The following is a 26,079-nucleotide window of genomic DNA, read 5'->3' as shown; positions in this document are numbered from 1 at the left end:
CAGCGTATCGGTTCGCGGCCTCGCCCATGGCGCGAGTCCGGCCGGTCGACGAAGCCCCGATCGACGAAGCCCCGATCGACGAGGCCCCGCCGACCTGCACAGGCCGGCGGGGCCGTCGTGACCCCTCGGCGGACACGCCGCCGGGCGGATCAGCCGGCGAGCGGCTCCCAGGGGCCCCATCTCCCACCCGGCACGTCGCCGCGGCTCCACCACTTTGCCCGCCACAGCTGTCCGCCGTCGCTGACGATGTCGCCTGCGTCGAAGATCCGCGTGGGCGTCCACGTCGCGACACCGTCCGGGGTCGCCGCGATCTCCTGCCAGGATCCGTGCTTCGACGCTCCCGGTGTCTCGCCGCTGGTCCACCACGTCGGGACCCAGATCGCCCCGTCGAAGGCGACGACGTCTCCGGCGACGTACACGGCACCGGCCCGCCACAACGGCGGCTCATCGGCATCCGCGTCGTCACCGATGACGATGCCTCGACCATTCGTCGCGATGTACACACGGCCGAACACATCGGGGTCGCCCTCGATGTCGGCGCCGATCCAGCCGAACTGGTGGGCGTCATCGTTGATCCTCGTCCACGACTCGCCGCCATCGACGGAGCGGAACACCCCGCGGACGCCATCGCGTTCGGCGGCCGCGTAGATGGCCGCGGCGTCGGCACCCGGCGCCGCCTTGCCGAAACCGACGGTGTCCGCTTCGTCGAACCCGGCGACACGCGACCACGTGGTCCCGGCATCCGTCGACCGCCACATCCCGTAGTCCCCATCAGTCTCGCCGCCGGCCAGCCAGAGGTCGCCGATGCGCCCCGGCATGGCGGCGAACCGCACGGGTCCGGCCGCCGGCAGCGCATCCGTCGAGACGGCACGGAAGTTCGCTCCGCCATCGACCGAGCGGTAGAAGACGCCGTCCGCGAAGGCGTACACGTTGCGCGCCTGGACGCGGTCCGCCTCGACGCGTGCGCCGTCCGCGAGCCCCGCCACCGGGGTCCAGGTGGCACCGGCATCCGCCGTGACCTGAGCGACGGCGCCGGCGGGCGCCCACACCGCCCCCGAACCGTCAGCGGTGACGGCGATGGTGCCGCTCCCGGTCGCTCCTTCGACCGCAGGCGACGCGACCCAGCTGCGGCCGGCGTCGGCCGAGAGCGCGGCGCGGTGCGCACCGGAGCCGTCCGTCCCCGCCCTGCCGATCACCGCACCGTCGAGACCTGCGGCGTCCACACTCGTTCCGCCGCCGAAGTACGGCTCCTGGAACGTGTTGCTGACGGTGGCGAGGTCGTCGTGGACGAAACCACCGAGGTCGAGCATGGCCGAGACGAGGTCGACCTCGCCGGCAGGCGCGACGAGATCCTGGATGGCGGTCTCCTCGAGGCCCGACGCCTGCGGAGTGAGATGGATGATGCCGTCCGGCTGATCCCAGGCTGTCAGGTCATCGGATCGGTAGATGGTGGCGCCGGTTCCGTACATCAGCTCGTCCGAGTTGTGCGGGTCGATCTCGAGGGCCGAGACCATCCATCCCAGTTTCGGGGTCGGCTCGCTCCACGGGACCGGTTCGCTCACGTCCTTGCCGAACGCGAGCCACGGCACCTCGGCGATGGACTGCTCGTAGCGGCGGACGAGCTGCGTGCCGTCGCCGTAGGCGTAGTCCCAGATCGGAGACCATGTGGCGCCGCGGTCGGTGCTGCGGAAGATCAGGATGTCCGGCCACCACTGGATCTGCGATGCCACCATGATCGTGTCGGGATCGTTCCGGTCGATCGTGAGCCCGCTGAAGCCGAAGTCCCCGCCGATCGGCCGTTGCGTCGGCGTGATGTCGGTCCAGGTCCCGTCGTCGATGCCGTAGCGCCAGACGGCGCCGTCCGAGCCGTCGTACGGACCGGAGGTGTCTGTCGTGGTGACGTAGAGGAATCGCCCGGCCTCGTCTACGACGCCGCGCTGAGGGAGGAACCCGGTCGGGGCGCCCGCGATCTCGCTCCAGGTGACGCCGGCGTCGTCTGACCGGTAGAGGATGTGCTCCTTGTCGGCGACGGCGGTGAAGAGCGTACGGGTGGTCTCCCCCGCCGGTGCGGATGCCGCATCGAACGCAGTCCACAGGACGCCCAGCTCGCTGGTCAGATAGGAGTTGTCCGAGTCGGAATCCGGTGCGAAGTCTCCGACGTTCGGAAACGCCGTCACCTGCTCGAAGCTCACCCCCGCGTCCTCCGACCGCCACAGCCCCTGTCCCTGCTCGGCGCCGTAGTAGAGCACGTCGTTGTCGTTGGGGTCGATCTGCAGACGTTCGCCGATCCCGCGCCCCGGCATGTTGCCGCCGACCTTGAACGGCAGCGCCGTGCTCTCCCAGGTGGCTCCGTAGTCGCGCGATCGCAGGATGGCACCGTCATTCGGATCCCAGTCGTTCGTGTACATGCCGACGGCCGCGTACACGTTCGCGGTGTCGACGGGGTCGGTGGCAAGGCTCAGCACGCCGAGCCGGTTCCACTCATCCCAGCCGATGTGGTCGAGCAGCGGGACCCACCGGTCCGCTTCGCGGTCCAGGCGGTAGGCCCCGCCGACGTCGGTGCGCGCGTAGACCAGTCCTTCCTCGGTCTGGTTGTAGATGATCCCGGGAACGTACCCTCCGCCCTCGATCGCCGCGTTCCCCCATTCGTAGTCGGGATCTGCGGCGGCGGTCGAGGCGGATGCCGCTGTGACGCTCCCTCCGGCGATGATCACCCCTGCGATCAACGCGACCGTCCATGCCTGCCTGTTGCGATGCACCATGCGCACTCCTTCGTGTCAGGTGAGCAGTGAGCCCACAGCGACAGTATCGAAGCGCTTCGAGTCTCGCAAGAGAGCGCTCCCACGCCGCGCGTGACGACACGCGTTCGAGTACGGGCCCGCTCCCGCGTCAGACCCGCCCGCGGCGCGCGACACCCGCGGTGAGCCCGCGCGGCAGCACCCGTGCGGCGCCGACGATGACCTTGTAGCGCAGCGACGGGATCGAGACCGCCCGGCCGCGCGCGGCGTCCCGAAGCCCCTCCCTGACGACGGCGGGCGCGTCGAGCCACATGAGCGCAGGAACGCCCTCCTCACCCGGCGCGAGCCCCATCCGCTCATGAAACGTGGTGTGCACGAAGCCGGGGCACACGGCGGTCACCGTCACGCCGTCGCGTGCGTACTCCTCGTTCGCCCAGCGGCTGAAGCCGATCAGCCAGCTCTTGCACGCCGAGTAGGTGGACCGGGAGATGAATCCGGCGACGGAGGCGACGTTGATGATGCGACCGCCGCGACCCCGCATCGTCTGCAGAGCGGCGTGCATGAGCCGCATCGACGCCTCGACGTGCACGCGCAGATGACGCACCTCGTCGGCGACATCGTTGTCGGCGAACCGCAGCGGAAGACCGAAGCCGGCGTTGTTCACGAGCAGGTCGACGCGGTCCGATGCATCGCGCAGCCGATCGGCGACGTGCTCGACGTCCGCCTCGATCGCGAGGTCCGCCGGCAGCACCTCGACCGCGACCCCGTACTCGCCGCGCAGGTCCGCGGCGAGCGCCTCCAGCGCGTCCGCCGTGCGGGCGACGAGGATCAGATCGGCCCGTCGGCGCGCGAGCTGCCGGGCGAACTCGGCGCCCAGCCCTGCGCTTGCACCAGTGATCAGCGCGGTGGGCATGTCAGCGCTCGTATCCGAGGAAGCGGTAGCGGATGCCGGTGCTGCTCGTCTGCCACTCCCCCTCGTCGACCAGCCGCCACCCCGCCCTGGGCGGGGCGAACGCGTCGCCGTCGACCTCCAGGTCGATCTCGGTGACCTCGAGACGGTCGGCGTCCGGCAGGACCTGACGGAAGATCTCCGCTCCGCCGATGACCCACGCCCTGTCCTCACCGCGCACGGCCTCGGCGACGGTCGCCGCCCGCCGGGCTCCGTGTGCCGCCCAGTCCTGCTGGCGGGTGATGACGATGTTCTCGCGACCGGGGAGCGGACGGAACCTCTCGGGGAGGGAGTCCCACGTCTTGCGCCCCATCACGACCGGCTCCCCCAGAGTGACCTCCTTGAAGTGGGCGAGGTCCTCGGGCACATGCCACGGCATCCCGCCCTCCGCGCCGATGACCCCTCCGTGCGCCTCCGCCCAGATCAGGCCCACCCAGGTCATACCGCCACCGCCGCGCGGATCGGTGCGTGGTGCTGGTAGTTCTCGACGATGAGATCCTCGAAGCGATAGTCGAGGATCGACTCCGGTTTGCGCGCGAAGCGCAGCTGCGGATACGGGTACGCCTCACGGGTCAGCTGTTCGCTCACCTGCGCCACATGGTTGTCGTAGATGTGGCAGTCGCCCCCCGTCCAGACGAAGTCGCCTGGTTCCAGACCGACCTGCTGCGCGATCATCAGGGTGAGCAGCGCATAGGAGGCGATGTTGAACGGGACGCCGAGGAACAGGTCGGCGCTGCGCTGGTACAGCTGGCACGACAGCTTCCCGTCAGCGACGTAGAACTGGAAGAGGGCATGGCAGGGGGCCAGCGCCATGTCCGGGATGTCGGCAGGGTTCCAGGCAGACACGATCAGGCGGCGCGAGTCGGGGTTCGTACGGATCTGCTCGATCACCTCGGACAGCTGGTCGATGCTCCGCCCGTCCGGGGTCGGCCACGACCGCCACTGCACGCCGTACACCGGACCGAGGTCGCCATCGGCATCCGCCCACTCGTCCCAGATGGTCACGCCGTTCTCCTGCAGCCAGCGGACGTTCGAGTCGCCGCGGAGGAACCAGAGCAGTTCGTAGGCGATCGATTTGAAGTGCACGCGCTTGGTCGTGATCAGCGGGAACCCCTGGGAGAGGTCGAAGCGGATCTGCCGCCCGAAGACGCTTGTGGTGCCGGTCCCCGTGCGATCGGACTTGTGCGTGCCGGTCTCCAGCACGTCGCGGAGCAGATCTTCGTATGGCGTGGGGACGGCGTCGCTCATGGCGTCAAGATTACCCGGCGAGGACGTGGCCGGCTCCGTCGTCATCGTGCGAAACAACGACCCGCGCCCCGCCCCAGCGGTCGTACGCTCGATCCATGTCACCGCCGGTCGCTCTCGCCCTCGCGGGCGCGCTGATCGTGCTCGCGATCATCGTCGGCGTCGTGCTGCGCCTCGTCGACGGGCGGCGTCGCGGCGCTGGCCACCTGCGGTTCGACCCTGCGCACGCGCACGGCGACCTCGGCAGCAGGGCCACCCTCGTGCAGTTCAGCACCGAGCAGTGCGCGCGCTGCCCGCAGGTGCGCCGGCTGCTGGGCACGATCGCAGCATCCGGCGACGGCCTCGCCCACGTCGAGGTCGACCTCACGCATCGCCCGGAGCTGTCCCAGCAGTACCACGTGCTGTCGACGCCGACGACGTTCCTCGTCGACCGCACGGGCGCGGTACGCGCCCGCTTCACCGGTGTGCCGCACCGGCAAGCCATCGACGAAGCCCTCGCCGCGCTCTGAGCGCAGACCGGAGAACATCATGTCCGCACCCGCAGGAATCGACCCGCGCGGCCCGCGCTTCGCCGCCACCATCACCGCTGCGCTGCTTCTCGTGGCGACCTTCCTCGCACTGATCGGCGTCGCACCGACCGCCGCATCCGCCACGATCGCCCAGCGGATCGCCGACCCCGGATTCCTGCTGACTGTCGTGATTGCCGCGTTGTTCCTCTGGAGCGCGGCATCGCCCGCCACCGCGCCATGGGGCGCGCTGTTCCGCCGTGCGATCCGCCCTCGTCTGGCGCCGCCCACCGAGCTCGAGGATCCGCGTCCGCCGCGCTTCGCGCAGGGCGTCGGGCTGTTCGTCGTCGCCGTCGGCCTGCTTCTGCATCTGGTCGGTGTGCCGTGGGCGCTGCCCATCGCCACGGCGGCGGCGTTCCTCGCCGCATTCCTCAACGCCGCCTTCTCCTTCTGCCTCGGCTGCCAGCTGTATCTGCTGCTGCAGCGTGTCGGCGTCGTCGGCCGCGCAGGCACCGCGTGATCGCTGTCGCGGAGCGCGCGCTCTCGGTAGGCTGACTGCGACGCGACGCTGCCGCCGTGGCAGCGCGAGAACCGGAGGAAACCATGCCCGTCACCAGCGAAGCCAACAGCACCTGGACCGGATCGCTCCTCGAGGGATCGGGCACCGTCGCATTCGCGTCGTCGAACCTGGGCTCCTTCCCGATCGACTGGAAGGCGCGCAGCGAAGGCAGCGACACCACGACCACGCCGGAGGAGCTGATCGCCGCCGCACACGCATCGTGCTTCAGCATGGCCCTGTCGCACGCCCTCTCCGAGAACGGCACGCCCCCGGAGCGCGTGAACACCAGCGCCTCGGTGACGTTCAAGCCCGGCACCGGGATCACCGGCAGTCACCTCAACGTGAACGCGGTCGTCCCCGGCCTCGCTCCCGAGAAGTTCCAGGAGATCGCCGACGGCGCCAAGACCGGATGCCCCGTGTCCCAGGCGCTCGCCGGTATCGAGATCACCCTCGAAGCGACGCTCGACTGATCATCAGACGCGCTCGAGGCGGATCGCCTCGCGGATGCTGGCACGGGCGTCCTTGCGCCGCCCCGCAGCATCCTGCACCACCCCGAGCCGGTAGTGGGCGCGCCAGTCGGTCGGTGCGGCATCGACCAGTGCCGCGTACTTCGACACGATCGGCTCCGCGTCGTCCCGCGCGATCCGACCCGACGGCGTGAGCTCGCTCTCCGCCTGCGGCATGCCGCCTTCAGCATCCAGCGTCCGGCCGAGCCGGTCCGCAGCGACGCCGAACCGCAGCTCCCGGTACAGCGCCCAGGCCCCGACCAGGGGCATCACCAGCAGGGCGATGCCGATGGCGATCGCGACCGGCTCCTTGGTGGTGAGCATCACAACCGAGCGCTGGCCGACCACCACGATGTAGAGCGCGAGGCAGACCGCCATGACGCCGACGCCGAGGCGCGAGGTCATGACCGGATGCCGATGTCGATCATGTTCTCCAGCCCCACCACGACGCCGGTCGCCTCGGCGGCGAAGGGGATCGCCAGTCGGATGCCGGGCGCGTAGGCGCTGGCCGGGTCCACCGTGTCGTGGGTGAAGGTGAGCGACTCCCCCGGCCCCGACAGGATCACCTCCTGCTTGGCGATGACCCCGGGGCGGCGCAGCGAGTGGATCGGCACACCGCCGACCTGCTGGCCGCGGGCGCGCTGATCGACATGCGGAGCGCTCACCGGGCCCTGCTCGGCGCGCGCGGCGGCGATGAGCTCAGCGGTTCGCACCGCGGTGCCGCTGGGCGAGTCGATCTTCGCCTCGTGATGGGCCTCGACGATCTCCGCCGAGCCGAAGAACGGCGCCGCCGCGGCGGCGAGGACTGAGCCCAGGACCGAGCCGAGCGAGAAGTTCGGGATGAACACCGCCCCGCTCTGCGCCGTGTCGACGAGCGGGCGGATCATCGAGATGCGCTCCTCGGACCAGCCGGAGGTGGCAACGAGCACGTTGATGCCGCGCTCGAGCGCCGCCCGCACCACGTCGATGCTGATCTGGGGCGTCGAGGCGTCGACGACGAGGTCGGCTCCCTCGATCTCGGCGAGGTCGCTCGAGGAGTCGAGGACCCGGACCACCTCGAAGCCGTCGAGCTCATCGATTACCGTGCGGATGATCGTGCCGAGCCTGCCGGTACCGCCGACGAGAGCAATGCGCGTGGTCATGCCCCCCAGTCTATTCAGGGGCGAAGGCGCCGCAGGCGCGTGTCACACCGGAATCGTGTCGGGCACGCCGGTGCGCAGCTCCACCGGCAAGTGCCCGGTGTCGTTGTGCGTGAGGAGCGTCCACGGGCGACCCTGCTTCTGCGCGATCACGGTGAGTCCGCAGTGCGCCTGGTTGAGCGTCATCCAGCGCCATTCCGGGGCGCCGAGGACCTCGCGCACGAACCACGAGATCACGACGTTGTGGGTGATCAGCACCTCGTGCACATCGCCGGTCTTGCGCACGAGGAACTCGTTCACGGCATCAGCCATCTGCGCGGCCCCCGCCTCGATCTCGGCCTGGGTGACCGCTCCGAAGAAGGGTTCGAAGACCGCGGGGGTCTCCTCCGTCATGCCGGTGGGGACGCAGTCGAACAGCAGGGCCGTCGGCTCGGGGTCGACCGACGGCAGTCTCGCCGCGATCGCGCGGGCGGTCTCGTTCGCCCGCAGCAGCGGCGAATGCCAGACCGCGTCGAGCGGGAGCCCGGACAGCCGGTCGGCGATCAGCTCTGCCTGGCGCTGCCCCCGCGGAGAGAGCGGACCGTCGGCGAGGCCGTGCTCGGCATCCTGATGTTCACCGTGTCTGACCAGATAAATGTAGTGCGTCACAACTCGCTCGCTTCATCGCCAGCATCTGCCGGGCTCGTGTCCACCCTATGCCAGGTCTGCGACGGCGGGCATCGCGGTCAGGCCCCGGCTCGCGTGAGGTCGGCGAGCTGCGCACGCGAGAGCGTGACGCCTGCGCCCTGCATGAGCTCGTCGACGTGATCGGCGGCGAAGGCGTTCACGATCGGCGCCGTGACCGTGCGCTGCGCGAGCAGCCAGGCGATCGAGACGGCGGCGACCGGCACAGAGAGGTCGCCGGCGACCTGGTCGAGCGCCCGCAGGATCTTGATGCCGCGCCGGTTGAGGTGGCTGCGCAGCTGCTCGCCGCGTACGCCCTGCGCCGCGAGCGCCTTGCTGCGGTGGCGACCGGAGAGGAAGCCGTGCTCGAGCGCGTGCGAAGGGGTGACCGCGAGGTTCTGCGCGCCGGCGACCAGGCGCAGATCGCCTTCGAACGGATGCCGACGGATGAGGTTGTACGGCGCGTCGACCACCTCGATGCGCGGGTAGCCCGCCGAGGCGAGGATGCGCGCTTCGACGAGGCGCTCCGGGCTGAACCCGAAAGCCCCGACGCGGGAGATCTTGCCCGCCTCGACGAGCCACTCGACCGTGGCGAGGGTGTCTTCGAGGTTCGTCGTCTGGTCGAGCGACGCGTCGAGGTACAGCACGTCGATGCGTTCGATCCCGAGACGGGTGAGGGAGCCCTCCGCCGCGCGCACGAGGTTGACCGAGCCGAGACCGGGGTTGTCGGCGTGCGCGCCGACGCGGACGCTGAGCACCATCCGCTCGCGGAGCGCGCGCGAGCGCAGCCACTGGCCGATGATGTGCTCGCTCCGACCACCGGAGAAGCCGTCGGCGGTGTGCACAGCGTTGCCGCCGAACTCCACGTACCGGTCGAGGATGCCGTGGCTGGTCTCGAGGTCGACGTTCCAGCCGAACTCGGCAGCGCCCAGCATGAGCGGGAAGGTTTCGAACCCGGTCTCGCCGAGCGCCACCCTGATGCGCTCGCCGACGCCGAGACCGACGATCGGGATGGGAGCGGAGGGATGCTCGATGCCGGTCGGCTGCGCGCGCTCGATCGGCGCCGCTGCGCCTGAACCGAACAACCGCATACCCTCACCCCCGCATCGACCGTTGCGTTCCGGTCCTTACGTCACTGCCTGTCTGCACCCCCCGGTGCGTACTGACAGGGTATGCGACGTGCGTGAACGTTCCGGTCGATCTGGGGAGCGGCACACGAACTTCCCGTAACGGTTTGATCACATCGGATACGAAGAACCCGGGCCAGCGCGAGGCGGACCCGGGTTCTTCGTGCGTCAGCGGTGCTTACTCGGCCGCAGCCTCTTCGGCGGGCGCCGCGTCCTGCGCTGCGGCGTCGTCGAGCACTGGCTCGAGCGAGAGCTTGCCGCGGTCGTCGATCTTCGTGATCTTCACGAGGATCTTCTGACCGACCGACAGGACGTCGTCGACGTTCTCGACGCGCTTGCCGCCGGCGAGCTTGCGGACCTCGGTGACGTGCAGCAGGCCGTCCTTGCCCGGCAGCAGCGACACGAAGGCGCCGAAGGTGGCGATCTTCACGACGGTGCCGAGGAACTGCTCGCCGACCTCAGGGTTGGTGGGGTTGGCGATCGCGTTGACCTGGGCCCTGGCGGCCTCGGCCGACGGGCCGTCGGTCGCGCCGATGTAGACCGTGCCGTCCTCCTCGATGGAGATCTGCGCACCGGTCTCGTCCTGGATCGCGTTGATCGTCTTGCCCTTCGGGCCGATCAGCTCGCCGATCTTGTCGACCGGGATCTGCACGCTGATGACGCGCGGCGCCGTCGGCGCCATCTCGTCGGGGGCGTCGATCGCGGCGTTCAGCACGTTCAGGATCGTGAGACGCGCGTCGCGGGCCTGGGTCAGCGCGCCTGCGAGCACCGACGACGGGATGCCGTCGAGCTTCGTGTCGAGCTGGATGGCCGTGACGAACTCGCTCGTTCCTGCGACCTTGAAGTCCATGTCGCCGAGGGCGTCCTCGGCGCCGAGGATGTCGGTGAGCGCCGCGTAACGGGTCTCGCCGTCGACCTCGTCGGAGACGAGGCCCATCGCGATGCCGGCCACGGGTGCGCGCAGCGGCACACCCGCGTTCAGCAGCGACAGGGTCGAGGCGCAGACGGAGCCCATCGAGGTCGAGCCGTTGGATCCGAGGGCCTCGGAGACCTGACGGATCGCGTACGGGAACTCCTCGCGGCTCGGCAGCACAGGCACGAGGGCGCGCTCGGCGAGGAAGCCGTGCCCGATCTCGCGACGCTTCGGCGAACCGACGCGGCCGGTCTCACCGGTCGAGTAGGGCGGGAAGTTGTAGTGGTGCATGTAGCGCTTGCTCGTCGTGGGCGACAGCGAGTCGATCTGCTGCTCCATCTTGAGCATGTTCAGCGTGGTGACGCCCAGGATCTGGGTCTCGCCGCGCTGGAAGATCGCGGAGCCGTGCACGCGCGGGATGACCTGCACCTCGGCGTCGAGCGGACGGATATCCGCCAGGCCCCGCCCGTCGATGCGGGCACCCTCGGTGAGGATGCGGCCGCGGACGATCTTCTTGGTGACCGACTTGTACGCCGCGGAGAACTCGCCCAGGGCGGACTCGGGCAGGGTGCCTGCCTCGACCGCTGCGACGAGCTCACCCTTGACGCGGTCCTTGATCGCGTCGTCGGCGTTCTGGCGCTCGACCTTGTCGGCGATCTGGTAGACACCGACGAGCTCGTCGTAGGAGCGGCCGACGACGAAGTCGTAGGTCTCCTGCGTGTAGGGCAGGAAGACCGGGTACACGCCGGGCTCCTTCGACGCGGTGGCGGCGAGCTCGGCCTGAGCCTTGACGAGCTGGGCGATGAAGGGCTTCGCGGCCTCGAGGCCCTGGGCCACGATGTCCTCGCTCGGCTTGGTGGCGCCAGCCTTGATGAGGTTCCAACTGCCCTCAGTCGCCTCAGCCTCCACCATCATGATCGCGACGTCCTCGGTGCCGTCGTTCTTGGTCACCACACGACCGGCGACGACGAGGTCGAAGACGGCCTGCCCGACCTGCTCTTCGTTCGGGAACGCGACCCACTGGTCGGCGTGCTCGCCATGGCCGGGGATGAACGCCAGGCGCACGCCCGCGATCGGTCCTGAGAACGGCAGGCCAGAGATCTGCGTCGATGCGGATGCTGCGTTGATCGCGAGCGCGTCATAGAACTCGCCAGGAGCGATCGAAAGCACAGTGATGACGATCTGAACCTCGTTGCGCAAGCCATCGACGAACGACGGACGCAGAGGGCGGTCGATCAAACGGCAGACGAGGATGGCCTCGGTGGATGGACGGCCTTCACGACGGAAGAACGATCCGGGGATCTTGCCCGCAGCGTATGAGCGCTCTTCGACGTCGACGGTCAGCGGGAAGAAGTCGAAGCCTTCACGCGGGCTTTTGCTCGCGCTGGTGGCGGAGAGAAGCATCGTCTCGCCGTCCAGGTAGGCGGCGACGGCGCCCTGAGCCTGCTGCGCGAGGCGGCCGGTCTCGAAGCGGACGGTGCGGGTGCCGAAGCGGCCGTTGTCGAGAACGGCCTCGGTGGCGGTGATTTCAGGACCTTCCAAGAGGTCTCTCCTTCTTTGTTTAGGCTCGCGGGTCCGTATGACGCGCGAGCGTGTTCATGAAGGAGCTGCCGACGGGGTTCGGGCACGGGCATACAACATGCTGCGTATCTCGCCTGCGCTGGCCACCAGTAGAAAGCCACCCGACGATGCCGCCGAGGAACCCACCACAGGGGACCAGCTTCTCCGCCGATCGCTCCATGAATCGATGTGCAGTTGTGAGGTCGATGCAGATCGACCCCGTCCACCCTATCAGCGGGCGCCGAGAATCCCTTGCGCCGCTACACAGGCACGGCGCGACGGGCGTTCGGACGCCCGAGGTAGACGTAGTCGTCGTGCTTGGCGGCGCGCCCATCGCCGGCCACGCGCCCCTGCAGCCGCCGCCATGCCCACGGCAGGGCGTGGCGGCGCCACCACAGGCCTGCCCCGATCGGCTCGTTCTCGTGCAGTGCGGCATCGAGCGCGCCGAGGGCCTCGGCGTGCGGGACGCCGAGGCCCTCGCCGACGCGGTAGGCGAGAAGACGGTGCCCTCGGCTGGAGAGATGTACGAGATCCTCGCCCCAGTTCGGCCGCTCGCGCAGCGCAGGGAGCATGTCGGTGTCGATGAGCGTCGCCCCCGTGCGGGCGGCGCCGCCGGACAGAGCCGTGGCGAAGACCGCGAACCGTCGCGCGTAGACGCCGGCGATGGGGTTGCCAGGCAGGAACGGGGTCACCAGCACGACCTCGGCCCCGCTCGCCCTGAGCGCCACGACCGCGTCCTCCACCTGCCTGGCAAGGGCGGGGATGTCGACGCGGGGCTTCACGAGGTCGTTCGCACCCACGAGGATCGAGACGAGATCGGGACGCAGCTGGAGCGCCCGGCGCAGCTGGTCGCCGCACACGTCGGCGACGCGCTTCGAGCGGATCGCGAGGTTCGCGTAGTGCAGGTCAGCGCGTGCGGCGAGGAGGAGGGCGAGCCGGTCGGCCCAGCCGCGCAGCTGACCGCGCGGGTCCGGATCGCACAGCCCCTCGGTGAGCGAGTCGCCGAGCGCGACGTACCGCCGCCACGGCGCCTGCGCCGGCGGAAGCGGGAGCTCGGGCCGCACGCTTCGCCGGGCGCGCAGGCTGCGGTCGACGATGGCGAGCTCCTGGGCCTGCGCGAAGTGGTCGATGAGCCCAGTGCGGCCAGCTGACGGGCCGACTCGGCCGAAGGGGCGAGGGTGAGGGTCGCGCTGCGGTGCAGCCGGGCGATGTGCGTCTGCGCGAATCCGGTCGTCGCGGCGACGCAGTACCTCTGCGTGTAGGCGGCGACGTCGGTCTGATAGGCGGCCACGGGAGGAAGGACTCTGTCACGATCGCGACTCTCACACCCTCAGGATGCCGTCCTCCGCCCGCCCTGATCGCCGGAACCGGTCGTCGTCACCAGATGTTCACCGGATGCTGGAGCGCCGGTCAGATTCAGGCGTGTCCTGGTAGGGGGAATCGCCGGTGAGGTTGTCCCCGCGGTTCGCCCTGGGGCGCGCCTGACGGGTCGGGCCGTCACCGTACACCGCCTTGACGCGCGCGGCGTGGGTGGGGGCATCCGGCACCGCCTCGGGGCGGTCCTTCGCGAGCTCCTTGCGCAGCACCGGGACGACCTCGGAACCGAGGATGTCGAGCTGCTCGAGCACGGTCTTCAGCGGCAGCCCCGCGTGATCGATGAGGAAGAGCTGGCGCTGATAGTCGCCGAAGTGGTCGCGCATGGCGGCGTAGCGGTCGATCACCTGCTGCGGCGACCCCACCGTCAAAGGCGTCAGCTCGCTGAAGTCCTCGAGGCTGGGGCCGTGGCCGTAGACGGGGGCGTTGTCGAAGTACGGCCGGAACTGCGCGACCGCGTCCTGCGACTTCGCCGCCATGAAGACCTGGCCGCCGAGGCCGACAATCGCCTGCTCCGGGGTGCCGTGCCCGTAGTGCGCGTAGCGCTGGCGGTACAGCTCGATCAGGCGCTGGTAGTGCTCCTTGGGCCAGAAGATGTTGTTCGCGAAGAACCCGTCGCCGTAGTACGCGGCCTGCTCGGCGATCTCCGGGGTGCGGATCGAGCCGTGCCACACGAACGGCGGGATGCCGTCGAGGGGGCGCGGGGTCGATGTGAAGCCCTGCAGAGGAGTGCGGAACTCTCCCTCCCAGTCGACGACGTCCTGGTCCCACAGTTTGCGCAGCAGGGCGTAGTTCTCGATCGCGAGCGCAAGCCCCTGACGGATGTCCTTGCCGAACCACGGGTACACGGGACCGGTGTTGCCGCGGCCGAGCATGAGGTCGACGCGGCCATCGGCGATGTGCTGGAGCAGCGCGTACTCCTCGGCGATGCGCACCGGGTCGTTGGTGGTGATGAGCGTCGTCGAGGTGGAGACGATAAGCCGCTCGGTCTGCGCCGCGATGGCGGAGAGGAACGTCGTGGGGCTGGAGGACCAGAATGGCGGGTTGTGGTGCTCTCCGATCGCGAAGACGTCGAGGCCGACCTCCTCCGCGTGCGTGGCGATCGCCAGGGTCGCCGTGATGCGCTCCTGCTCGCTGGGGGTGACTCCGGTGGTGGGGTCGCGGGTGATGTCGCTGACCGACATGATGCCGAACTGGCACGCCTGCGCGCCTGACTGCTCGCTCATGATTCTCCGTGCTCTCGTGAACCGGACGCCTCGGCATCCGTTTATATTCATTTGAATGTATCTGAGTCAACGCGACCGCACCAACTTTATTCCCCGGGGTAGCCTCGGAGCATGAGCAGCGCAGGATCGGATGCCGCAGCCCCCCGCACGGGCTCGATTCCCCGCCCGCGCCGGAGAGTGCCGTTCTGGGACAACGCCCGCTACATCTGCATCGTGCTCGTGGTCCTCGGCCACGCCATCCAGCGCCTCATCTACGACTCCGACATCGCGCTGGCCTTCTATCTCGCCCTGTACGCCTTCCACATGCCGGCCTTCGCGATCATCTCGGGCTACTTCTCGAAGTCCTCCCCTCCGACCAGGGTGCAGATGGCGCGGATCATCACCGACATCCTCGTGCCCTACGTCATCTTCGAACTCCTCTGGACGCTGACGAAGTGGCTCGTCGAGGGCCAGGCCGACCCGAACCTCACCAAGCCGTCGTGGACGCTGTGGTTCCTGCTCGCCCTGGGCATCTTCCGCCTCGTGCTCCCCTATCTGGCACTGCTTCGTTGGCCGCTGCTGTGGACCGTCATGATCTCGATCGGCGTCGGCTACCTCCCCAACGTCGACAGCACCTTCTCGCTCTCACGCACCCTCGGGCTGCTGCCGTTCTTCACCCTGGGGTGGTGGTTGCGTGAGCACGACATCGTGAACCGCTTGGGCTTGCTCGCCCGCAGGCCGTGGTGGAGCCGCATCCTCGCTGCTTCGATCCTCGCGGGCAGCGGCCTTGCCGCCTGGTACTGGCTGGACCTGTGGAAGTCGATCGATCTACGGCACTGGCTGTTCTACGAGGACTCCTACGCCGAACTGGGCGGCGAACAGTGGTGGGCTGGCGGCATCCGCCTGGCCCTGATGATCGGTGCCGTGATCCTGAGCGCGGCATTCTTCACCCTCATTCCGCGAGGCCAGTACTGGTGGACAGCGTTCGGCCAGTACACGATGTACGTGTTCCTGCTGCACTCCTTCGTGCTGTACCCGTTCCGCGAGACCGGCATCCTGCGCGATGCGGAGCCCACCTGGCTCTGGCTGCCGCTGGTCACCGTGTCATCCGTGCTGATCGCCCTCGCCCTCGCCACCAAGCCCGTCCGGCGCGTGTTCCGCCCTCTCGTGGAGCCCCGGCCCGCACGACTGTTCATCGACCCGCAGCTCGCCTCCCGCGAGGGCCACCGCAGCGACCCGACCGGATCCCGCAGGCCGCGGGAGAGATCGGCGGATAGCCTGGGGGCATGACGCGCGCCCAGCTCCTCCTCGACCGGATCGTCCAGGAGGCGGATGCCGTCGGCTTCGGCGCGCACGGGATGCACGTCCTCATCGGCGACGACACGGCCGAGCATCGCTGGACCGACGACGTGCGCGAGGACGTGCACTCCGTCACCAAGGGGCTGTGCGTGCTGGCCGCCGGCATCGCCGCCGAGGCGGGGCTGGTCTCTTTCGACGAGCCGGTGACACGCTATCTTCCGGACTTCCGCACCGGCGACGGCGCCGATCAGGTCACCCTGCGCCACCTGCTCAGCATGTCCAGCGGCATCGACCTCCCGTGGTCGGAGACGATGATGACCGACTGGCCCGACCTCGCCCGCGAGTTCCTGAGCCGCCCCGCATCCGGCCGCACATTCCAGTACTCCAACGCGAGCACCTACACGGCGATGACCGCCCTCGCCGCCAGGGTCGGCGACGTCGGCGACTTCATCGCGGACCGGCTGCTGCGCCCTCTCGGCATCGAGGACGCCCCCTGGGAGCGCTGCCCGAACGGGAGGATCATCGCCGGCGGAGGACTCGCGCTGCGCACCGAGGAGATGGCGCGGATCGGTCGGCTCATCCGCGACCGCGGACGCTGGGGCGGACGGGAGCTGGTCCCTGCCCGCTGGATCGACGCGATGCACTCGGACTGGGTGGTCGCGGGGACGAGTCCGGGCTACGAACGGTACGCGCTGGCCGGCTGGGACAGCCCCGGCCCCGCGTGGCGGCTGCACGGCGCGTACGGACAGCTGCTGATCTTCCACGCCGATGCCGTGATCACGATCGCGGCAGACGACCACTTCGGCGCCGACGCGATGGCCGCCTTCGCCGTGCGCGCTGCCGCTGACGCGAGCTGACCGGAAGCCTGTTAGTGATCAGCCCGTCTTTGTAGCATGAGCGCATGCTCAGCACGCAACAGCATGACCTGTTGACGATGATCGCGGTGCTCGTATCGCTGACGGCACTGGTCATCGCACTCGCCATCATGGCCCCGGTGCTGCGTCAAGGCATCGCGTCATGGCGGGCCGGTCGGCCCTATCGATCGGTCGTGCCACAGTACGAGGTGCCTGCGGACCTGCCGCCTTTGCTGGCCGGCGCACTCCTCGGCATCCGCCGCAACCTCATCGCCGCGCAGCTGGTGCATCTGGCGGTCATCGGCGCGATCCGCATCGAAGACGGCGAGAAGCGGCATGAAGGCAAAGGCAGGTGGGAGGACGGAAGAGAACCCGCACTCCGGCTTGTGGACCGCAGCCGTGCTGTGGACGAGGTGGATCAGTACGTCGTGGACGGCCTGTTCTGGTCGCCCGAGCCCGGAGAGGTCGTGCGGGTGGCGAAGGGATCGTGGCGGCTCTCGAATCACCTGCGCTGGTCCCGCCGCCATGCCGAAGAGGAAGCTGTCAGGCGGGGATACCAGGTCGAGGTCCGCACGTCGGTGAGACGGCTCTTCGACCGGGCGCGAATGGGCACCTCTCTGCTCCAGGTGGGCCTGATCATCGTGGGAGTGACCTTCGGAGGTCTTATGATCCTCCTGCTCCAGGAGGCGCCGACGCAAGCGGTGCTTCCGGCCATCGTCGCGGGGATCGCCCTGGTCCTGTGGATCCTGGCGGCGATCCCCTGGCGGTTCTGCACAGCGCTCGGTCATGAGGCCTGCCGGCATCTGCGCGGAGTGGAGATGTTCATCAGGAGCGCCGAACAGGAGCGGCTGCGGATGCTGCAGAGCTACACCGGAGCGCGCCGCCGGCCAGACGGAACCGCCTCGGTGATCGAGACCGATGAACACCTCCTGCCCTACGCGATCCTCTTCCAGCTGGAGCGGGAGTGGTCCCGCGTGCGCGAGATGCGGTACCGCAGCGAGTCCGCCCGCCCCGCCTGGATCGGCGCCAGCGGCGGGTCGGACAGATCGGTCGTCCATGCCGACTGGACGAACTCCAGCGACTGGTTCGAGTCGCTCGATTCGCTGGAGGGAACGCTCGGAGACATCACCTCCACGTTCGACGGCGTGGATGGCGGCGGCAGCGGCGACGGGGGCGGCGGCGGTGATGGTGGAGGCGGTGGCGACGGTGGCGGTTGATGCGTGAGCGCCGCCGACGGGTCCGTGAGCGCGTACCGGGGCTAGGCGAACAGCCCTGCGCCCACGTAGGAGCCGGGCGCAGCCCCCGGAGGGATCGCCCAGATGCCGGAGCCGACGTGCGTGATGTACTCGCTCATCAGATCGGTGGACAACTGCCTCTGCAGGGTGATGAATTGCGCGGGATCGCGTTGGTATGACAGGAAGAACAGCCCCGCGGCGAGCCGGCCGAGCTCGTTGTTGCCGTCGACATAGTTGAAGCCACGGCGGAGGATGCGGATGCCGTCGTTCTGCTCGGGATGGGCGAGGCGGACGTGCGAGTTCGCGTCGATGTCGGAGCCGGTGAACACCGGCTCGGTGAACTCGTCACCGCCCGAGAGCGGTGCGCCGGACCCCTTCTCGCGGCCGATGATCGTCTCCTGCTCGCTGAGCCGGACGCGGTCCCACGTCTCGATGAGCATCGCGATCTTGCGCGCCACGAGATACGAGCCGCCCGCCATCCAGGCGGGCTCGTCGGAGCCGCCCACCCAGACCTGCGCGGCGAGGGCGTCCTCGTCGTCGGCGAGGATGTTCGCCGTGCCGTCCTTGAAGCCGAAGAGGTTGCGCGGCGTCGCCTGCGCGGTCGTGGTGCGCGAGGTCTTGCCGAAGCCGAGCTGCGACCAGCGCAGCTTCGCCCGTCCGAAGGCGATGCGGCTGAGGTTGCGCACGGCGTGCACCGCCACCTGCGGGTCGTCGGCGCAGGCCTGGATGCAGAGGTCCCCGTGCGACTGCGCCGGGTCGAGGTCGTCCCCGAGGAAGGCGGGGAGGCGCTGCAGGATCTCGGGGCGGAGCGCGGCGATGCCATAGCGGTCGCCCTCCTCGTCGTCCTCGAAGAGGCTCGGCCCGAGCCCGAACGTGATCGTGAGCCCCGACGCCGGCAACCCCTGCGCCTCGCCGGTGTCGTCCGGCGGCTCATCGGCGTCTCCGCCCACGGCGCCGGTCGCGCTCACCTCGAGTCCCTGGGTGATGCGCGACGCCGCATAGGACCAGTCCTGGAGCAGCGAGATCAGGTCCTCGCGATCGGTGCGCGGCATCATGTCGAAGGAGGCGAAGTGCAGATGCTCCTGAACTGGCGTCGTGATTCCAGCCTGATGTTCACCGAAGAACTCGTACACCTTCGCCGCGTCATCCGCCGCCTGCGCCCTACCGAGCGCGACACCGCCAGCGACACCAGCTCCCCCACCGAGAGCGAGCCCGACAACGCCTCCACCCAGGGCGAGTCCGAGAAGACCTCGCCGACTCAACCCCTGCGATGCGGAGGACCCGTCCCCCGCATCGTCATCCGATGCGGGGGACGGGGTATCCATCGTGCTTTCGCTCACTCCGGGATCGTACCTGTTCCGGCGCTCAGTCCAGGACGGTACCGGTGAGCTGCGACAGCGGCTCTGCCAGAGCGTTGATGAGATCAGTGAACTCACGCTTGTCGTCCTCAGTGAGCTCTGAATAGTTCACGAATCCATCGGCCAGCGAGCCGTGCTTCGCAAGCGCAGCCTCCAGAGCTGCGTAGCCGTCTTCGATCTCCGCGACCAGCGCCGCGCCCTCATCGCCCTTCGACGCAGCGAAGTCCTGCACCAGCGAGAACGCCATCTTGGAGCCCTCAACGTTGGCAGCGAAGTCGTACAGGTCGGTTCCAGACCACCAGTCCTCCTCGCCGGAGATCTTGCCGGTGGCGACCTCGTCAAGCAGAGCGATTGCGCCGTTCGAGATACCGCCGATGCCTTGGTCGTCCAGTGCGCTCGTGAAATCGTCGGAGTGCACGTAGTCGTAGAGCTCCTGCACATCGGCGATCAGCTGGTCGCCGAACCCGGCGCGCTCCTCTGGTATTGACGGCGCCCAGTCCTGCCAGGCCGGCGTCTCGCCATCGGCGTTCAGCGCATCTTCGGCGGGGACCCAGAGATCCTTCTCGATGCGGTGGAAGCCGGTCCAGTCCAGCCCCTCAGCGACCGCGTCGACCTCGCGGTAGTCGATACGAGGGTCCAGGTCACCGAGAGCTTCGGCCACCGGCTCGATGCGCTCATAGAACGCACGCACCTGGGGGAACTGCTCGCGAGCAGCCTCGTCGTCGCCGGCTTCGTATGCGGTGACGAACGTGTCGACGGCGGGGACGAGCTGTCCGACCTGGTCCTTGACGAACGCGGCGTAGAGTTCTACGGCCTGCTGCTTCTGCTCGGCATCCTCACCTGTGACCTCGACGCGGTCTCCGGTGACGGTGAATTCGGACTTGCCGACGCCGTCGCCGATCATGCCCGGCTTGCACAGGGTGTAATAGCTACCCGGCTGGGCAACGACGGTGAGGGTGCGCGATGCTGCAGGAGCGATGTTCTCGACCTCGCCGACGATGCGCAGGCCGTCTTCGGCGAGCAGGTAGAACTCGCTGATCTGGCTGCTGTCGTTCGTCACGTCGAAGGTCAGGGTGCCGCTTGCGGCGGTCGCGCCCGAGACGGTGCACGCGGTGTCAGTGGAGGTGACCTCGAATGAGGCCCCTGCTGCGGCATCGTCGGTCTTGGCAACGCAACCGCTCATGACGAGCGCTGCGACTCCGGTCGCGGCCAGAGCGCCGAGTGTTCGGCGGAAGGTGTTCATGATGCTCCTTGCTGTGTGAGGGACTCGGTCGCAGCACCCTGAGAATCGGGCCCTGCATTGGAAATGGGACGGGCAGGTCGGCGGGCACGCAAACCGCGGATGAAAAAGTACCCAACGATCGCTACATACAGCGCCCAGGCGGCGACCTGAATCCAGGTCATCCGCGGCATGAAACCGACGGTCGCCTGCAGGATGGCCGCCAACCCGCCGCCGGGGGCAATAACGGTGCTCACATCGAACGTCCAGCCGAACGGGAAGCCGCTCCAGCCTGTTGCCACTGCACCAGTCACCGCGTCGAGCGGCGCAGCTGGGGTGAAGGGACCCGGGATGACTCCGGCCTCTTGCAGGTCCATGATCGCGTAGGCGAGAACGCCTGCGGCAACGATCACCAGGAAGCCACTGGTCCAGGTGAAGAATCTGCGCAGATCGAGGCGCACGACCCCGCGCATCAGCAGCCATCCGATGACGACAGCCGAGAGCAGGCCGAGTAGGGCACCGATGAGCGCCGAGGGCGCATCGCCGAAGGACTGCACCATCGACCACAGCAGCAGTGTCGTCTCGATGCCCTCGCGGGCTACCGACACGAAACCGATCGCGATGAGTGCCCAGACGCCGCCGCTGGTGAGAGCGCGGTCGATGCCCTCTTCGAGGGTGGCTTTCATGGTGCGACTGGCCTTCTGCATCCAGAAGATCATCGCGGTGACCATTCCGACCGCGAGCAGCGACATGAGCCCGCCGATCAATTCTTGCGCCTCGAAGGTCAAGGAGTAGGCGCCGAAAGTGAGCACCGCTCCGATGCCGAGGGCAAGTACGATCGCGAGGCCGACACCCGCCCACATCCGGGACAGCGCCTCTTGGCGATCGAGCCGGCGAAGGTAGGCGACGAGGATGCCGATAACGAGAGCGGCCTCGAGCCCCTCGCGGAGCCCGATCAGGAAGGTAGCGAACACGTACAGCGCCTTCGAACGGGTTGAGTAAGGGATGCCTTACCTGACCAACTTTACACCCGAGCGGCACCGCCGTCGAAACGAGCTCATCGCGGTAACGCTGCGCAACACTGCTCGCGCGACGCTGCGGCCGGACCTAACCTCGCCTCATGTCTGAACTCTCGCTCCCGATCCTCGATCTGTCCCAGCTGGATGCCGGCCCTGAGGCCGCCGCGCGCTTCCGCGACGACCTGCGCGCCGCGACGCACGACGTCGGCTTCTTCTACCTGACCGGCACCGGGGTCTCCCCCGACCTCGAGGAACGTTTGCACCGCGCCGCCCTGGACTTCTTCGCGCTGCCGGAGGAGGAGAAGCTCGCGATCGAGAACGTCAAGAGCCCGCACTTCCGCGGGTACACGCGCATCGGCGGCGAGCGCACCCAGGGCAAGGTGGACTGGAGAGAGCAGATCGACATCGGACCGGAGCGCGAGGCCGTCGACGGCGGCCCCGCCTTCAACCGCCTGATCGGCCCGAACCTGTGGCCCGCCACGCAGCCCGAGCTGCGCGAGGTCGTCGCCGAGTGGCACGCGACCCTCGCGGACGTGGCCCGCAGGCTGCTGCGCGCCTGGGCGCAGGCGCTGGGCGCTGCGGAGTCGTACTTCGACGAGCACTTCGGAGAGCCGTCCACGCTCATCAAGATCGTCCGCTACCCCGGGACCCACGAACCCGAGCCGCAGCAGGGCGTCGGTGCGCACAAGGACTCCGGCGTGCTCACCCTGCTCTGGGTCGAGCCGGGCAAGGGCGGCCTGCAGGTCGAGCGAGACGGCGCCTGGGTGGACGCCCCGCCGGTCCCCGGAGCGTTCGTCGTGAACATCGGCGAGCTGCTCGAGTACGCCACCGGCGGGTACCTCAAGGCGACGAACCATCGGGTGGTCTCGCCGAAGGCGCCAGACGAGCGCATCTCGATCCCGTTCTTCTTCAATCCCGCCCTCGACAAGCGGCTGCCGCTCATCGAGCTCCCCGATGAGCTCGCAGCAGCGGCCACCGGCGTCACCGAGGATCCGCGCAATCCGATCCACGCGCTCTACGGCGAGAACGCGTTGAAGTCGCGCCTGCGCGCGCATCCCGACGTCGCGGCGATCCACCACCCGGACCTCGTGGCCGCACCGGCCTGACACCCTGGTATGACGAAGGCCTCCCCACACCGTGGGGAGGCCTTCTCAAGAATGTTCTGCGCGATTGTACGCAGGTCGGTGCTTTATCGACGCAGCCCAAGGCGCTCGATCAGCGAGCGGTAGCGCTCGATGTCGATGTCCTGCAGGTAGCCCAGCAGGCGACGGCGCTGACCGACGAGGAGGAACAGGCCACGACGCGAGTGGTGGTCGTGCTTGTGCTCCTTCAGGTGCTCGGTCAGGTCCTTGATGCGTTGCGTCAGCATCGCGACCTGCACCTCGGGGGATCCGGTGTCACCGGGGTGCGTCGCGTACTCTTCGATGATCGCCTTCTTGACGTCTGCTTCCAGTGCCATAGATTCGATCCCCTTTCTGCTTGTTGCGCGGTGCCCGGCACCTGATGTGCGAGCTCTCTTTATCCGCGGCCGATCGAACGGCAACCTCGACAGTCTACCCGAGAACCGCGCGCCGCGCGAACGGCCGTAGGACGCAGCGCGGAGGGTCGGTGGCGGTCGATTTGTCGGGTGCGGATGCCGGTGCGCCGGCGTGTCGGGCAGGATCCGCCCGACATTCGGCAATCGGCCCGACAAACTGCCCGCCGCCTGCCGGCATCCGTTCATCGAAGCACGGTGCAGGACTGTGTCGTCCCGTCGCCGACCAGCCGATCCTCGGCTCTCAGTCCTGCTGGAGCGAGCCCTGCAGGTCGAGCGTGATCGTGACGTCCTTGCCGACGAGGACGCCGCCGGTCTCGAGGGCGGCGTTCCAGGTGAGCCCGAAGTCCTCGCGGTCGATGACCGTCTTCGCCGACGCACCGGCCTTGTAGTTGCCCCACGGGTCGGTGCCGAAGCCGCCGAACTCGACCTCGAAGGTCACCGGCTTCGTGACGCCGCGGATGGTGAGGTCGCCGTCGACGAGGAAGTCGCCGTCCTCGATGCGGACACCGGTGGAGACGAAGTCCATCGTCGGGAAGTGCTCGGTGTCGAAGAAGTCGGCCGAGCGCAGGTGCGCGTCGCGGCCCTCGTCCTTGGTGTCGATCGAGGCGACGTCGACGCTGGCGGTCACCTTCGCCTCGAGAGGGTTCTCAGGGGCTGTGATCGTCGCACTCTTCACACCGAAGGTGCCGCGCACCTTGGAGATCATCATGTGCCGAACGCTGAAGGTGACCTCGCTGTGAGCGGGGTCGAGGGCCCAGGTTCCTGCACGGTATCCGGGGATGTCGATAGTAGTCATGACATCGTACAACTTACATGCACATGGATGTATTCCCATGAATACGAGAAACTTTCCGGGAACACGAAGAGCGCCCTGCCCCGGAGAGGACAGGGCGCTCTTGGCCGGTCGGATCAGCCGACGGCGACGAGGTCGATGATGAAGATGAGGGTCTTCCCGGAGAGGAAGTGGCCTCCGCCGACGGGGCCGTAGGCCAGGTGCGGGGGGATCACGAGCTCGCGGCGGCCGCCGACCTTCATGCCGGGGATGCCGTTCTGCCAGCCCTGGATGAGGCCGCGCAGCGGGAACTGGATGGTCTCGCCGCGACCCCACGAGGAGTCGAACTCCTCGCCGGAGTCGAACTCGACACCGGCGTAGTGCACGGTCACGGTGTCTCCGGGCTTCGCCTCGGCGCCGTCGCCCACGACGATGTCGCGGATGACGAGCTCAGAGGGGGCGGGCCCGGTGGGGGCGTCGAACTCGGGCTTCGTACGATCAGTCATGACTCCATCCAACCCGAGGCTCCTCCCCCGGTCAACCGAGCTCCGTCGCGCTCGGTCGCGTCGCGTCCCCGCCGCGGCCGTGAGGGTGCGCAGCACCGGGGTCCCGCCGGAGCCGTTGCCACTTCGGAAGCACGGGGTGCAGAATCACTGCATGGACGAGATGCCGCTCACCGCCCGCGCCGCGGACGACATCGGCCCCTCTCCGGAGCGCGGCGGCCGGCATCCGCACCGGCTGCAGGGGGCGCTGTTCCAACCGATCGGCGACGAGGGCCGTGCCGAGCTCGTCGAACGCCGGCTCGTCGACGCGATCACCCGCGGCCACCTCAGCGCCGGCGAGCGGCTCCCCTCCGAGGCCGATCTCGCGCGCAGTCTCGGCGTGGCCCCCGTCACCGTGCGTGAGGCGCTGCTGGCCCTGCGCGGCCGCGGCCTCGTGGTCACCCGGCGCGGGCGCAACGGCGGCAGCTTCGTCGCCGAGCAGGCCGACCCGGTCTCGTTCACCCGGGAGGCGGTGCGCACGGCCTCCCGCCTCGCGCTGCGCGACCTCGGCGCCCACTACGGGGCGATCACCGGCGCATGCGTGCGGCTGGCGGCCCGCCGCGCCGACCCCTCCGAGGCCCAGCAGGTCCGCCGCCGGATGCAGGAGGCGGGCGGGCTCGACATCGAGCAGCGCCGCCGGGTGCTCGACGACGCGCAGATCGAGCTCGTCGCGCTCAGCCAGTCGGCCAGGCTCACCCGCGAGCAGATGAAGCTGCAGGCAGAGCTCTCCCCGTTCCTGCGACTGCTCGCCCAGGACGGCGACGACGTGCGGCGTCAGGCGGAGCACCTCGCGGCGGTGGCCGAGGCCGTCGAGGCCGCCGACGAGAACGCCGCCGGCGCGCGCACCGATCTCATGGTCACCGAGACCATCGAGGCGCTCATCGCCATGCAGATGACGCTCACCTGAGGATCGACGGGAATCACAAGGGAGGAAGACAATGGCAGCCACCACCGATTCCGCGATGCGCGCCGCCGCACAGATCGTCAGCGGCTACTTCTCGATACCCACGCGCACGCTCGTGGACTGGGCGGCGCCGTTCGCCGCACAGGTCGAGGAGCTGCGGCGCAGCGGACCCCTCACGCAGGCGAAACTCGATCCGCTCGTCGAGCCCTACGCGCTGCAGACCCTTGCGCTCGATGGCGTGCCCGTGTACGGGGCCGGCTTCATCGCGGCCATCGACCTGCTCTCCGATGCGCGCACCCATCTCTCCTGGTGGCAGGGGGCCGATCGACGACGCCTCGTGCTCGCCTCACAGAGCGTCAACAAGGAGGACATCGACTACAGCACCCTCGAGTGGTTCCGGGTGCCGATGGCCACCGGCGAGCCGCATGTCGCCGGCCCATACGTCGACTACCTGTGCAGCGAGGAGTATACGATCACCGTCGCCGTCCCCGCGCAGATCGGCACGGAGAGCATCGGCGTCGCCGGGCTCGACGTGCTCGTCACCGCGGTCGAGAAGGAGCTCACCCCGCGCTTCATGGCGCTCGGCCACCAGGTCACGCTGGTCAACGGCATCGGGCGCGTCGTGGTGTCCACTGACCCTCGTCACGCCACCGGGGAATCGGTGCGCGGCGGCCCGCTCGGCGCACTCCCGCGGCTGGCCTGCGACGGTGTGGCGCTGGACGTGATCGTCGAGGAGATCTGACGGCATCCGGAAAAGCCCTTGACACCCGCGGATGCCGGGTGCACCCTGTTTGTAGATCAACTCAGCGCCCGGGAAGACTTGCAGGCATCGCCGCAGCACCGGGCGCTGAGTCTT

At 68.9% G+C, this 26,079-nt stretch carries 26 protein-coding genes; 9 read left to right on the top strand and 17 right to left on the bottom strand.

Features of this window, described 5'->3' with window-relative positions:
* Positions 1–149 precede the first annotated feature (149 nt).
* The 4 genes from QM568_RS02510 to QM568_RS02495 all read right to left on the bottom strand — a co-directional run bounded on the left by QM568_RS02510 (position 150) and on the right by QM568_RS02495 (position 4,935).
* A complete protein-coding gene (locus QM568_RS02510; RefSeq protein WP_415135479.1) occupies positions 150–2,762 on the bottom strand; it encodes a carbohydrate-binding protein in 2,613 nt (870 codons plus the stop codon).
* Between the two features lie 127 nt (positions 2,763–2,889).
* Positions 2,890–3,651 carry an SDR family NAD(P)-dependent oxidoreductase gene (locus tag QM568_RS02505; protein ID WP_415135477.1) on the bottom strand — a complete coding sequence of 254 codons (762 nt, stop codon included), beginning with the start codon at positions 3,649–3,651 and terminating at the stop codon, positions 2,890–2,892.
* Between the two features lies 1 nt (position 3,652).
* Positions 3,653–4,129, bottom strand: coding sequence for a dihydrofolate reductase (locus QM568_RS02500; RefSeq protein ID WP_415135475.1), 477 nt, complete (start codon positions 4,127–4,129; stop codon positions 3,653–3,655).
* On the bottom strand, positions 4,126–4,935 hold the full coding sequence (locus QM568_RS02495) for a thymidylate synthase (RefSeq protein ID WP_415135473.1): 810 nt from the start codon (positions 4,933–4,935) through the stop codon (positions 4,126–4,128). Before QM568_RS02495 ends, QM568_RS02500 begins: the two co-directional genes overlap by 4 nt.
* A gap of 95 nt (positions 4,936–5,030) precedes the next feature.
* Here QM568_RS02495 and QM568_RS02490 point away from each other — a divergent pair, with 95 nt between their 5' ends.
* The 3 genes from QM568_RS02490 (at position 5,031) to QM568_RS02480 (ending at position 6,467) form a co-directional block, all read left to right on the top strand.
* Positions 5,031–5,441, top strand: coding sequence for a TlpA family protein disulfide reductase (locus QM568_RS02490; RefSeq protein WP_415135471.1), 411 nt, complete (start codon positions 5,031–5,033; stop codon positions 5,439–5,441).
* 19 nt (positions 5,442–5,460) lie between these two features.
* Positions 5,461–5,958 carry a DUF4395 domain-containing protein gene (locus QM568_RS02485; RefSeq protein ID WP_415135469.1) on the top strand — a complete coding sequence of 166 codons (498 nt, stop codon included), beginning with the start codon at positions 5,461–5,463 and terminating at the stop codon, positions 5,956–5,958.
* Between the two features lie 83 nt (positions 5,959–6,041).
* On the top strand, positions 6,042–6,467 hold the full coding sequence (locus QM568_RS02480; RefSeq protein WP_415135467.1) for an OsmC family protein: 426 nt from the start codon (positions 6,042–6,044) through the stop codon (positions 6,465–6,467).
* A gap of 3 nt (positions 6,468–6,470) precedes the next feature.
* Here the strand turns inward: QM568_RS02480 and QM568_RS02475 are convergent, their stop codons facing one another.
* From QM568_RS02475 to QM568_RS02445, 7 genes are all read right to left on the bottom strand, one after another.
* Complete coding sequence (locus tag QM568_RS02475; RefSeq protein WP_415135465.1) at positions 6,471–6,908, bottom strand: hypothetical protein; 438 nt, start codon at positions 6,906–6,908, stop codon at positions 6,471–6,473.
* A complete protein-coding gene (gene dapB / locus QM568_RS02470) occupies positions 6,905–7,645 on the bottom strand; it encodes a 4-hydroxy-tetrahydrodipicolinate reductase (protein WP_415135463.1) in 741 nt (246 codons plus the stop codon). The genes QM568_RS02475 and dapB overlap by 4 nt, the downstream gene beginning before the upstream one ends.
* A 42-nt stretch (positions 7,646–7,687) precedes the next feature.
* Positions 7,688–8,290: a histidine phosphatase family protein gene (locus QM568_RS02465; RefSeq protein WP_415135461.1), complete on the bottom strand. Its 603-nt coding sequence runs from the start codon at positions 8,288–8,290 to the stop codon at positions 7,688–7,690.
* A 77-nt stretch (positions 8,291–8,367) separates the two neighbouring features.
* On the bottom strand, positions 8,368–9,396 hold the full coding sequence (locus QM568_RS02460) for an aldo/keto reductase (RefSeq protein WP_415135459.1): 1,029 nt from the start codon (positions 9,394–9,396) through the stop codon (positions 8,368–8,370).
* Positions 9,397–9,610: 214 nt separating this feature from the next.
* Positions 9,611–11,887: a polyribonucleotide nucleotidyltransferase gene (locus QM568_RS02455; protein ID WP_415135457.1), complete on the bottom strand. Its 2,277-nt coding sequence runs from the start codon at positions 11,885–11,887 to the stop codon at positions 9,611–9,613.
* Positions 11,888–12,165: 278 nt separating this feature from the next.
* Positions 12,166–12,969 carry an SGNH/GDSL hydrolase family protein gene (locus tag QM568_RS02450; RefSeq protein WP_415135455.1) on the bottom strand — a complete coding sequence of 268 codons (804 nt, stop codon included), beginning with the start codon at positions 12,967–12,969 and terminating at the stop codon, positions 12,166–12,168.
* A gap of 324 nt (positions 12,970–13,293) precedes the next feature.
* Positions 13,294–14,505, bottom strand: coding sequence for an LLM class flavin-dependent oxidoreductase (locus tag QM568_RS02445; protein ID WP_415135453.1), 1,212 nt, complete (start codon positions 14,503–14,505; stop codon positions 13,294–13,296).
* 111 nt (positions 14,506–14,616) lie between these two features.
* On the opposite strand from QM568_RS02445, the gene QM568_RS02440 reads away from it, so the two are divergent.
* From QM568_RS02440 to QM568_RS02430, 3 genes are read left to right on the top strand one after another with little or no spacing between them, the layout of a single operon-like run.
* Positions 14,617–15,774 (top strand): acyltransferase family protein, encoded by a 1,158-nt coding sequence (locus tag QM568_RS02440; RefSeq protein ID WP_415135451.1) that lies wholly within the window; start codon positions 14,617–14,619, stop codon positions 15,772–15,774.
* The gene (locus tag QM568_RS02435; RefSeq protein WP_415135449.1) at positions 15,771–16,640 is read left to right on the top strand and encodes a serine hydrolase domain-containing protein; all 870 of its coding nucleotides are present in this window, start codon (positions 15,771–15,773) and stop codon (positions 16,638–16,640) included. The genes QM568_RS02440 and QM568_RS02435 overlap by 4 nt, the downstream gene beginning before the upstream one ends.
* Positions 16,641–16,684: 44 nt before the next feature.
* On the top strand, positions 16,685–17,854 hold the full coding sequence (locus tag QM568_RS02430) for a DUF2207 family protein (protein WP_415135447.1): 1,170 nt from the start codon (positions 16,685–16,687) through the stop codon (positions 17,852–17,854).
* A 41-nt stretch (positions 17,855–17,895) separates the two neighbouring features.
* Here the strand turns inward: QM568_RS02430 and efeB are convergent, their stop codons facing one another.
* Genes efeB through efeU form a run of 3 tightly spaced genes read right to left on the bottom strand, consistent with a single transcriptional unit; the run spans position 17,896 to position 21,423 of the window.
* On the bottom strand, positions 17,896–19,197 hold the full coding sequence (efeB, locus tag QM568_RS02425) for an iron uptake transporter deferrochelatase/peroxidase subunit (RefSeq protein ID WP_415135505.1): 1,302 nt from the start codon (positions 19,195–19,197) through the stop codon (positions 17,896–17,898).
* Positions 19,198–19,237: 40 nt separating this feature from the next.
* Positions 19,238–20,473 carry an iron uptake system protein EfeO gene (gene efeO / locus QM568_RS02420; protein ID WP_415135445.1) on the bottom strand — a complete coding sequence of 412 codons (1,236 nt, stop codon included), beginning with the start codon at positions 20,471–20,473 and terminating at the stop codon, positions 19,238–19,240.
* The gene (gene efeU / locus QM568_RS02415) at positions 20,470–21,423 is read right to left on the bottom strand and encodes an iron uptake transporter permease EfeU (protein ID WP_415135443.1); all 954 of its coding nucleotides are present in this window, start codon (positions 21,421–21,423) and stop codon (positions 20,470–20,472) included. The genes efeO and efeU overlap by 4 nt, the downstream gene beginning before the upstream one ends.
* A 146-nt stretch (positions 21,424–21,569) precedes the next feature.
* Here efeU and QM568_RS02410 point away from each other — a divergent pair, with 146 nt between their 5' ends.
* A complete protein-coding gene (locus QM568_RS02410) occupies positions 21,570–22,574 on the top strand; it encodes an isopenicillin N synthase family dioxygenase (protein WP_415135441.1) in 1,005 nt (334 codons plus the stop codon).
* Positions 22,575–22,657: 83 nt separating this feature from the next.
* On the opposite strand, the gene rpsO is transcribed toward QM568_RS02410, so the two are convergent.
* From rpsO to QM568_RS02395, 3 genes are all read right to left on the bottom strand, one after another.
* Positions 22,658–22,927, bottom strand: coding sequence for a 30S ribosomal protein S15 (gene rpsO / locus QM568_RS02405; protein ID WP_055993247.1), 270 nt, complete (start codon positions 22,925–22,927; stop codon positions 22,658–22,660).
* 319 nt (positions 22,928–23,246) lie between these two features.
* Positions 23,247–23,801 carry a YceI family protein gene (locus QM568_RS02400; protein ID WP_415135438.1) on the bottom strand — a complete coding sequence of 185 codons (555 nt, stop codon included), beginning with the start codon at positions 23,799–23,801 and terminating at the stop codon, positions 23,247–23,249.
* A gap of 113 nt (positions 23,802–23,914) precedes the next feature.
* Positions 23,915–24,283 (bottom strand): FKBP-type peptidyl-prolyl cis-trans isomerase, encoded by a 369-nt coding sequence (locus tag QM568_RS02395; protein ID WP_415135436.1) that lies wholly within the window; start codon positions 24,281–24,283, stop codon positions 23,915–23,917.
* Positions 24,284–24,434: 151 nt separating this feature from the next.
* Between QM568_RS02395 and QM568_RS02390 the strand changes: the two genes are divergently transcribed.
* Both QM568_RS02390 and QM568_RS02385 read left to right on the top strand, forming a co-directional pair.
* Entirely contained in the window at positions 24,435–25,226 is a 792-nt protein-coding gene (locus QM568_RS02390; RefSeq protein WP_415135435.1) for a FadR/GntR family transcriptional regulator, read from the top strand.
* A 31-nt stretch (positions 25,227–25,257) separates the two neighbouring features.
* Entirely contained in the window at positions 25,258–25,965 is a 708-nt protein-coding gene (locus tag QM568_RS02385; protein WP_415135433.1) for a cache domain-containing protein, read from the top strand.
* Positions 25,966–26,079 lie beyond the last annotated feature (114 nt).

Origin of the sequence: Microbacterium sp., assembly GCF_047607465.1 — a bacterium.
Classification (GTDB): Bacteria; Actinomycetota; Actinomycetes; order Actinomycetales; family Microbacteriaceae; genus Microbacterium.
This window is presented reverse-complemented; position numbering and strand designations above follow the sequence as displayed.

What these genes read in the sequence shown, in the direction of transcription:
- QM568_RS02485 (WP_415135469.1), top strand. Translation starts at nt 5,461, where the DNA reads ATGTCCGCACCCGCAGGAATCGACCCGCGCGGCCCGCGCTTCGCCGCC.
- QM568_RS02440 (WP_415135451.1), top strand. Translation starts at nt 14,617, where the DNA reads ATGAGCAGCGCAGGATCGGATGCCGCAGCCCCCCGCACGGGCTCGATT.
- QM568_RS02400 (WP_415135438.1), bottom strand. Translation starts at nt 23,801, where the DNA reads ATGACTACTATCGACATCCCCGGATACCGTGCAGGAACCTGGGCCCTC.
- QM568_RS02475 (WP_415135465.1), bottom strand. Translation starts at nt 6,908, where the DNA reads ATGACCTCGCGCCTCGGCGTCGGCGTCATGGCGGTCTGCCTCGCGCTC.
- dapB (WP_415135463.1), bottom strand. Translation starts at nt 7,645, where the DNA reads ATGACCACGCGCATTGCTCTCGTCGGCGGTACCGGCAGGCTCGGCACG.
- QM568_RS02480 (WP_415135467.1), top strand. Translation starts at nt 6,042, where the DNA reads ATGCCCGTCACCAGCGAAGCCAACAGCACCTGGACCGGATCGCTCCTC.
- QM568_RS02460 (WP_415135459.1), bottom strand. Translation starts at nt 9,396, where the DNA reads ATGCGGTTGTTCGGTTCAGGCGCAGCGGCGCCGATCGAGCGCGCGCAG.
- rpsO (WP_055993247.1), bottom strand. Translation starts at nt 22,927, where the DNA reads ATGGCACTGGAAGCAGACGTCAAGAAGGCGATCATCGAAGAGTACGCG.
- QM568_RS02445 (WP_415135453.1), bottom strand. Translation starts at nt 14,505, where the DNA reads ATGAGCGAGCAGTCAGGCGCGCAGGCGTGCCAGTTCGGCATCATGTCG.
- QM568_RS02430 (WP_415135447.1), top strand. Translation starts at nt 16,685, where the DNA reads ATGCTCAGCACGCAACAGCATGACCTGTTGACGATGATCGCGGTGCTC.
- QM568_RS02410 (WP_415135441.1), top strand. Translation starts at nt 21,570, where the DNA reads ATGTCTGAACTCTCGCTCCCGATCCTCGATCTGTCCCAGCTGGATGCC.
- QM568_RS02500 (WP_415135475.1), bottom strand. Translation starts at nt 4,129, where the DNA reads ATGACCTGGGTGGGCCTGATCTGGGCGGAGGCGCACGGAGGGGTCATC.
- QM568_RS02495 (WP_415135473.1), bottom strand. Translation starts at nt 4,935, where the DNA reads ATGAGCGACGCCGTCCCCACGCCATACGAAGATCTGCTCCGCGACGTG.
- QM568_RS02490 (WP_415135471.1), top strand. Translation starts at nt 5,031, where the DNA reads ATGTCACCGCCGGTCGCTCTCGCCCTCGCGGGCGCGCTGATCGTGCTC.
- efeB (WP_415135505.1), bottom strand. Translation starts at nt 19,197, where the DNA reads ATGGATACCCCGTCCCCCGCATCGGATGACGATGCGGGGGACGGGTCC.
- efeO (WP_415135445.1), bottom strand. Translation starts at nt 20,473, where the DNA reads ATGAACACCTTCCGCCGAACACTCGGCGCTCTGGCCGCGACCGGAGTC.
- QM568_RS02385 (WP_415135433.1), top strand. Translation starts at nt 25,258, where the DNA reads ATGGCAGCCACCACCGATTCCGCGATGCGCGCCGCCGCACAGATCGTC.
- QM568_RS02505 (WP_415135477.1), bottom strand. Translation starts at nt 3,651, where the DNA reads ATGCCCACCGCGCTGATCACTGGTGCAAGCGCAGGGCTGGGCGCCGAG.
- QM568_RS02390 (WP_415135435.1), top strand. Translation starts at nt 24,435, where the DNA reads ATGGACGAGATGCCGCTCACCGCCCGCGCCGCGGACGACATCGGCCCC.
- QM568_RS02435 (WP_415135449.1), top strand. Translation starts at nt 15,771, where the DNA reads ATGACGCGCGCCCAGCTCCTCCTCGACCGGATCGTCCAGGAGGCGGAT.
- QM568_RS02510 (WP_415135479.1), bottom strand. Translation starts at nt 2,762, where the DNA reads ATGGTGCATCGCAACAGGCAGGCATGGACGGTCGCGTTGATCGCAGGG.
- QM568_RS02395 (WP_415135436.1), bottom strand. Translation starts at nt 24,283, where the DNA reads ATGACTGATCGTACGAAGCCCGAGTTCGACGCCCCCACCGGGCCCGCC.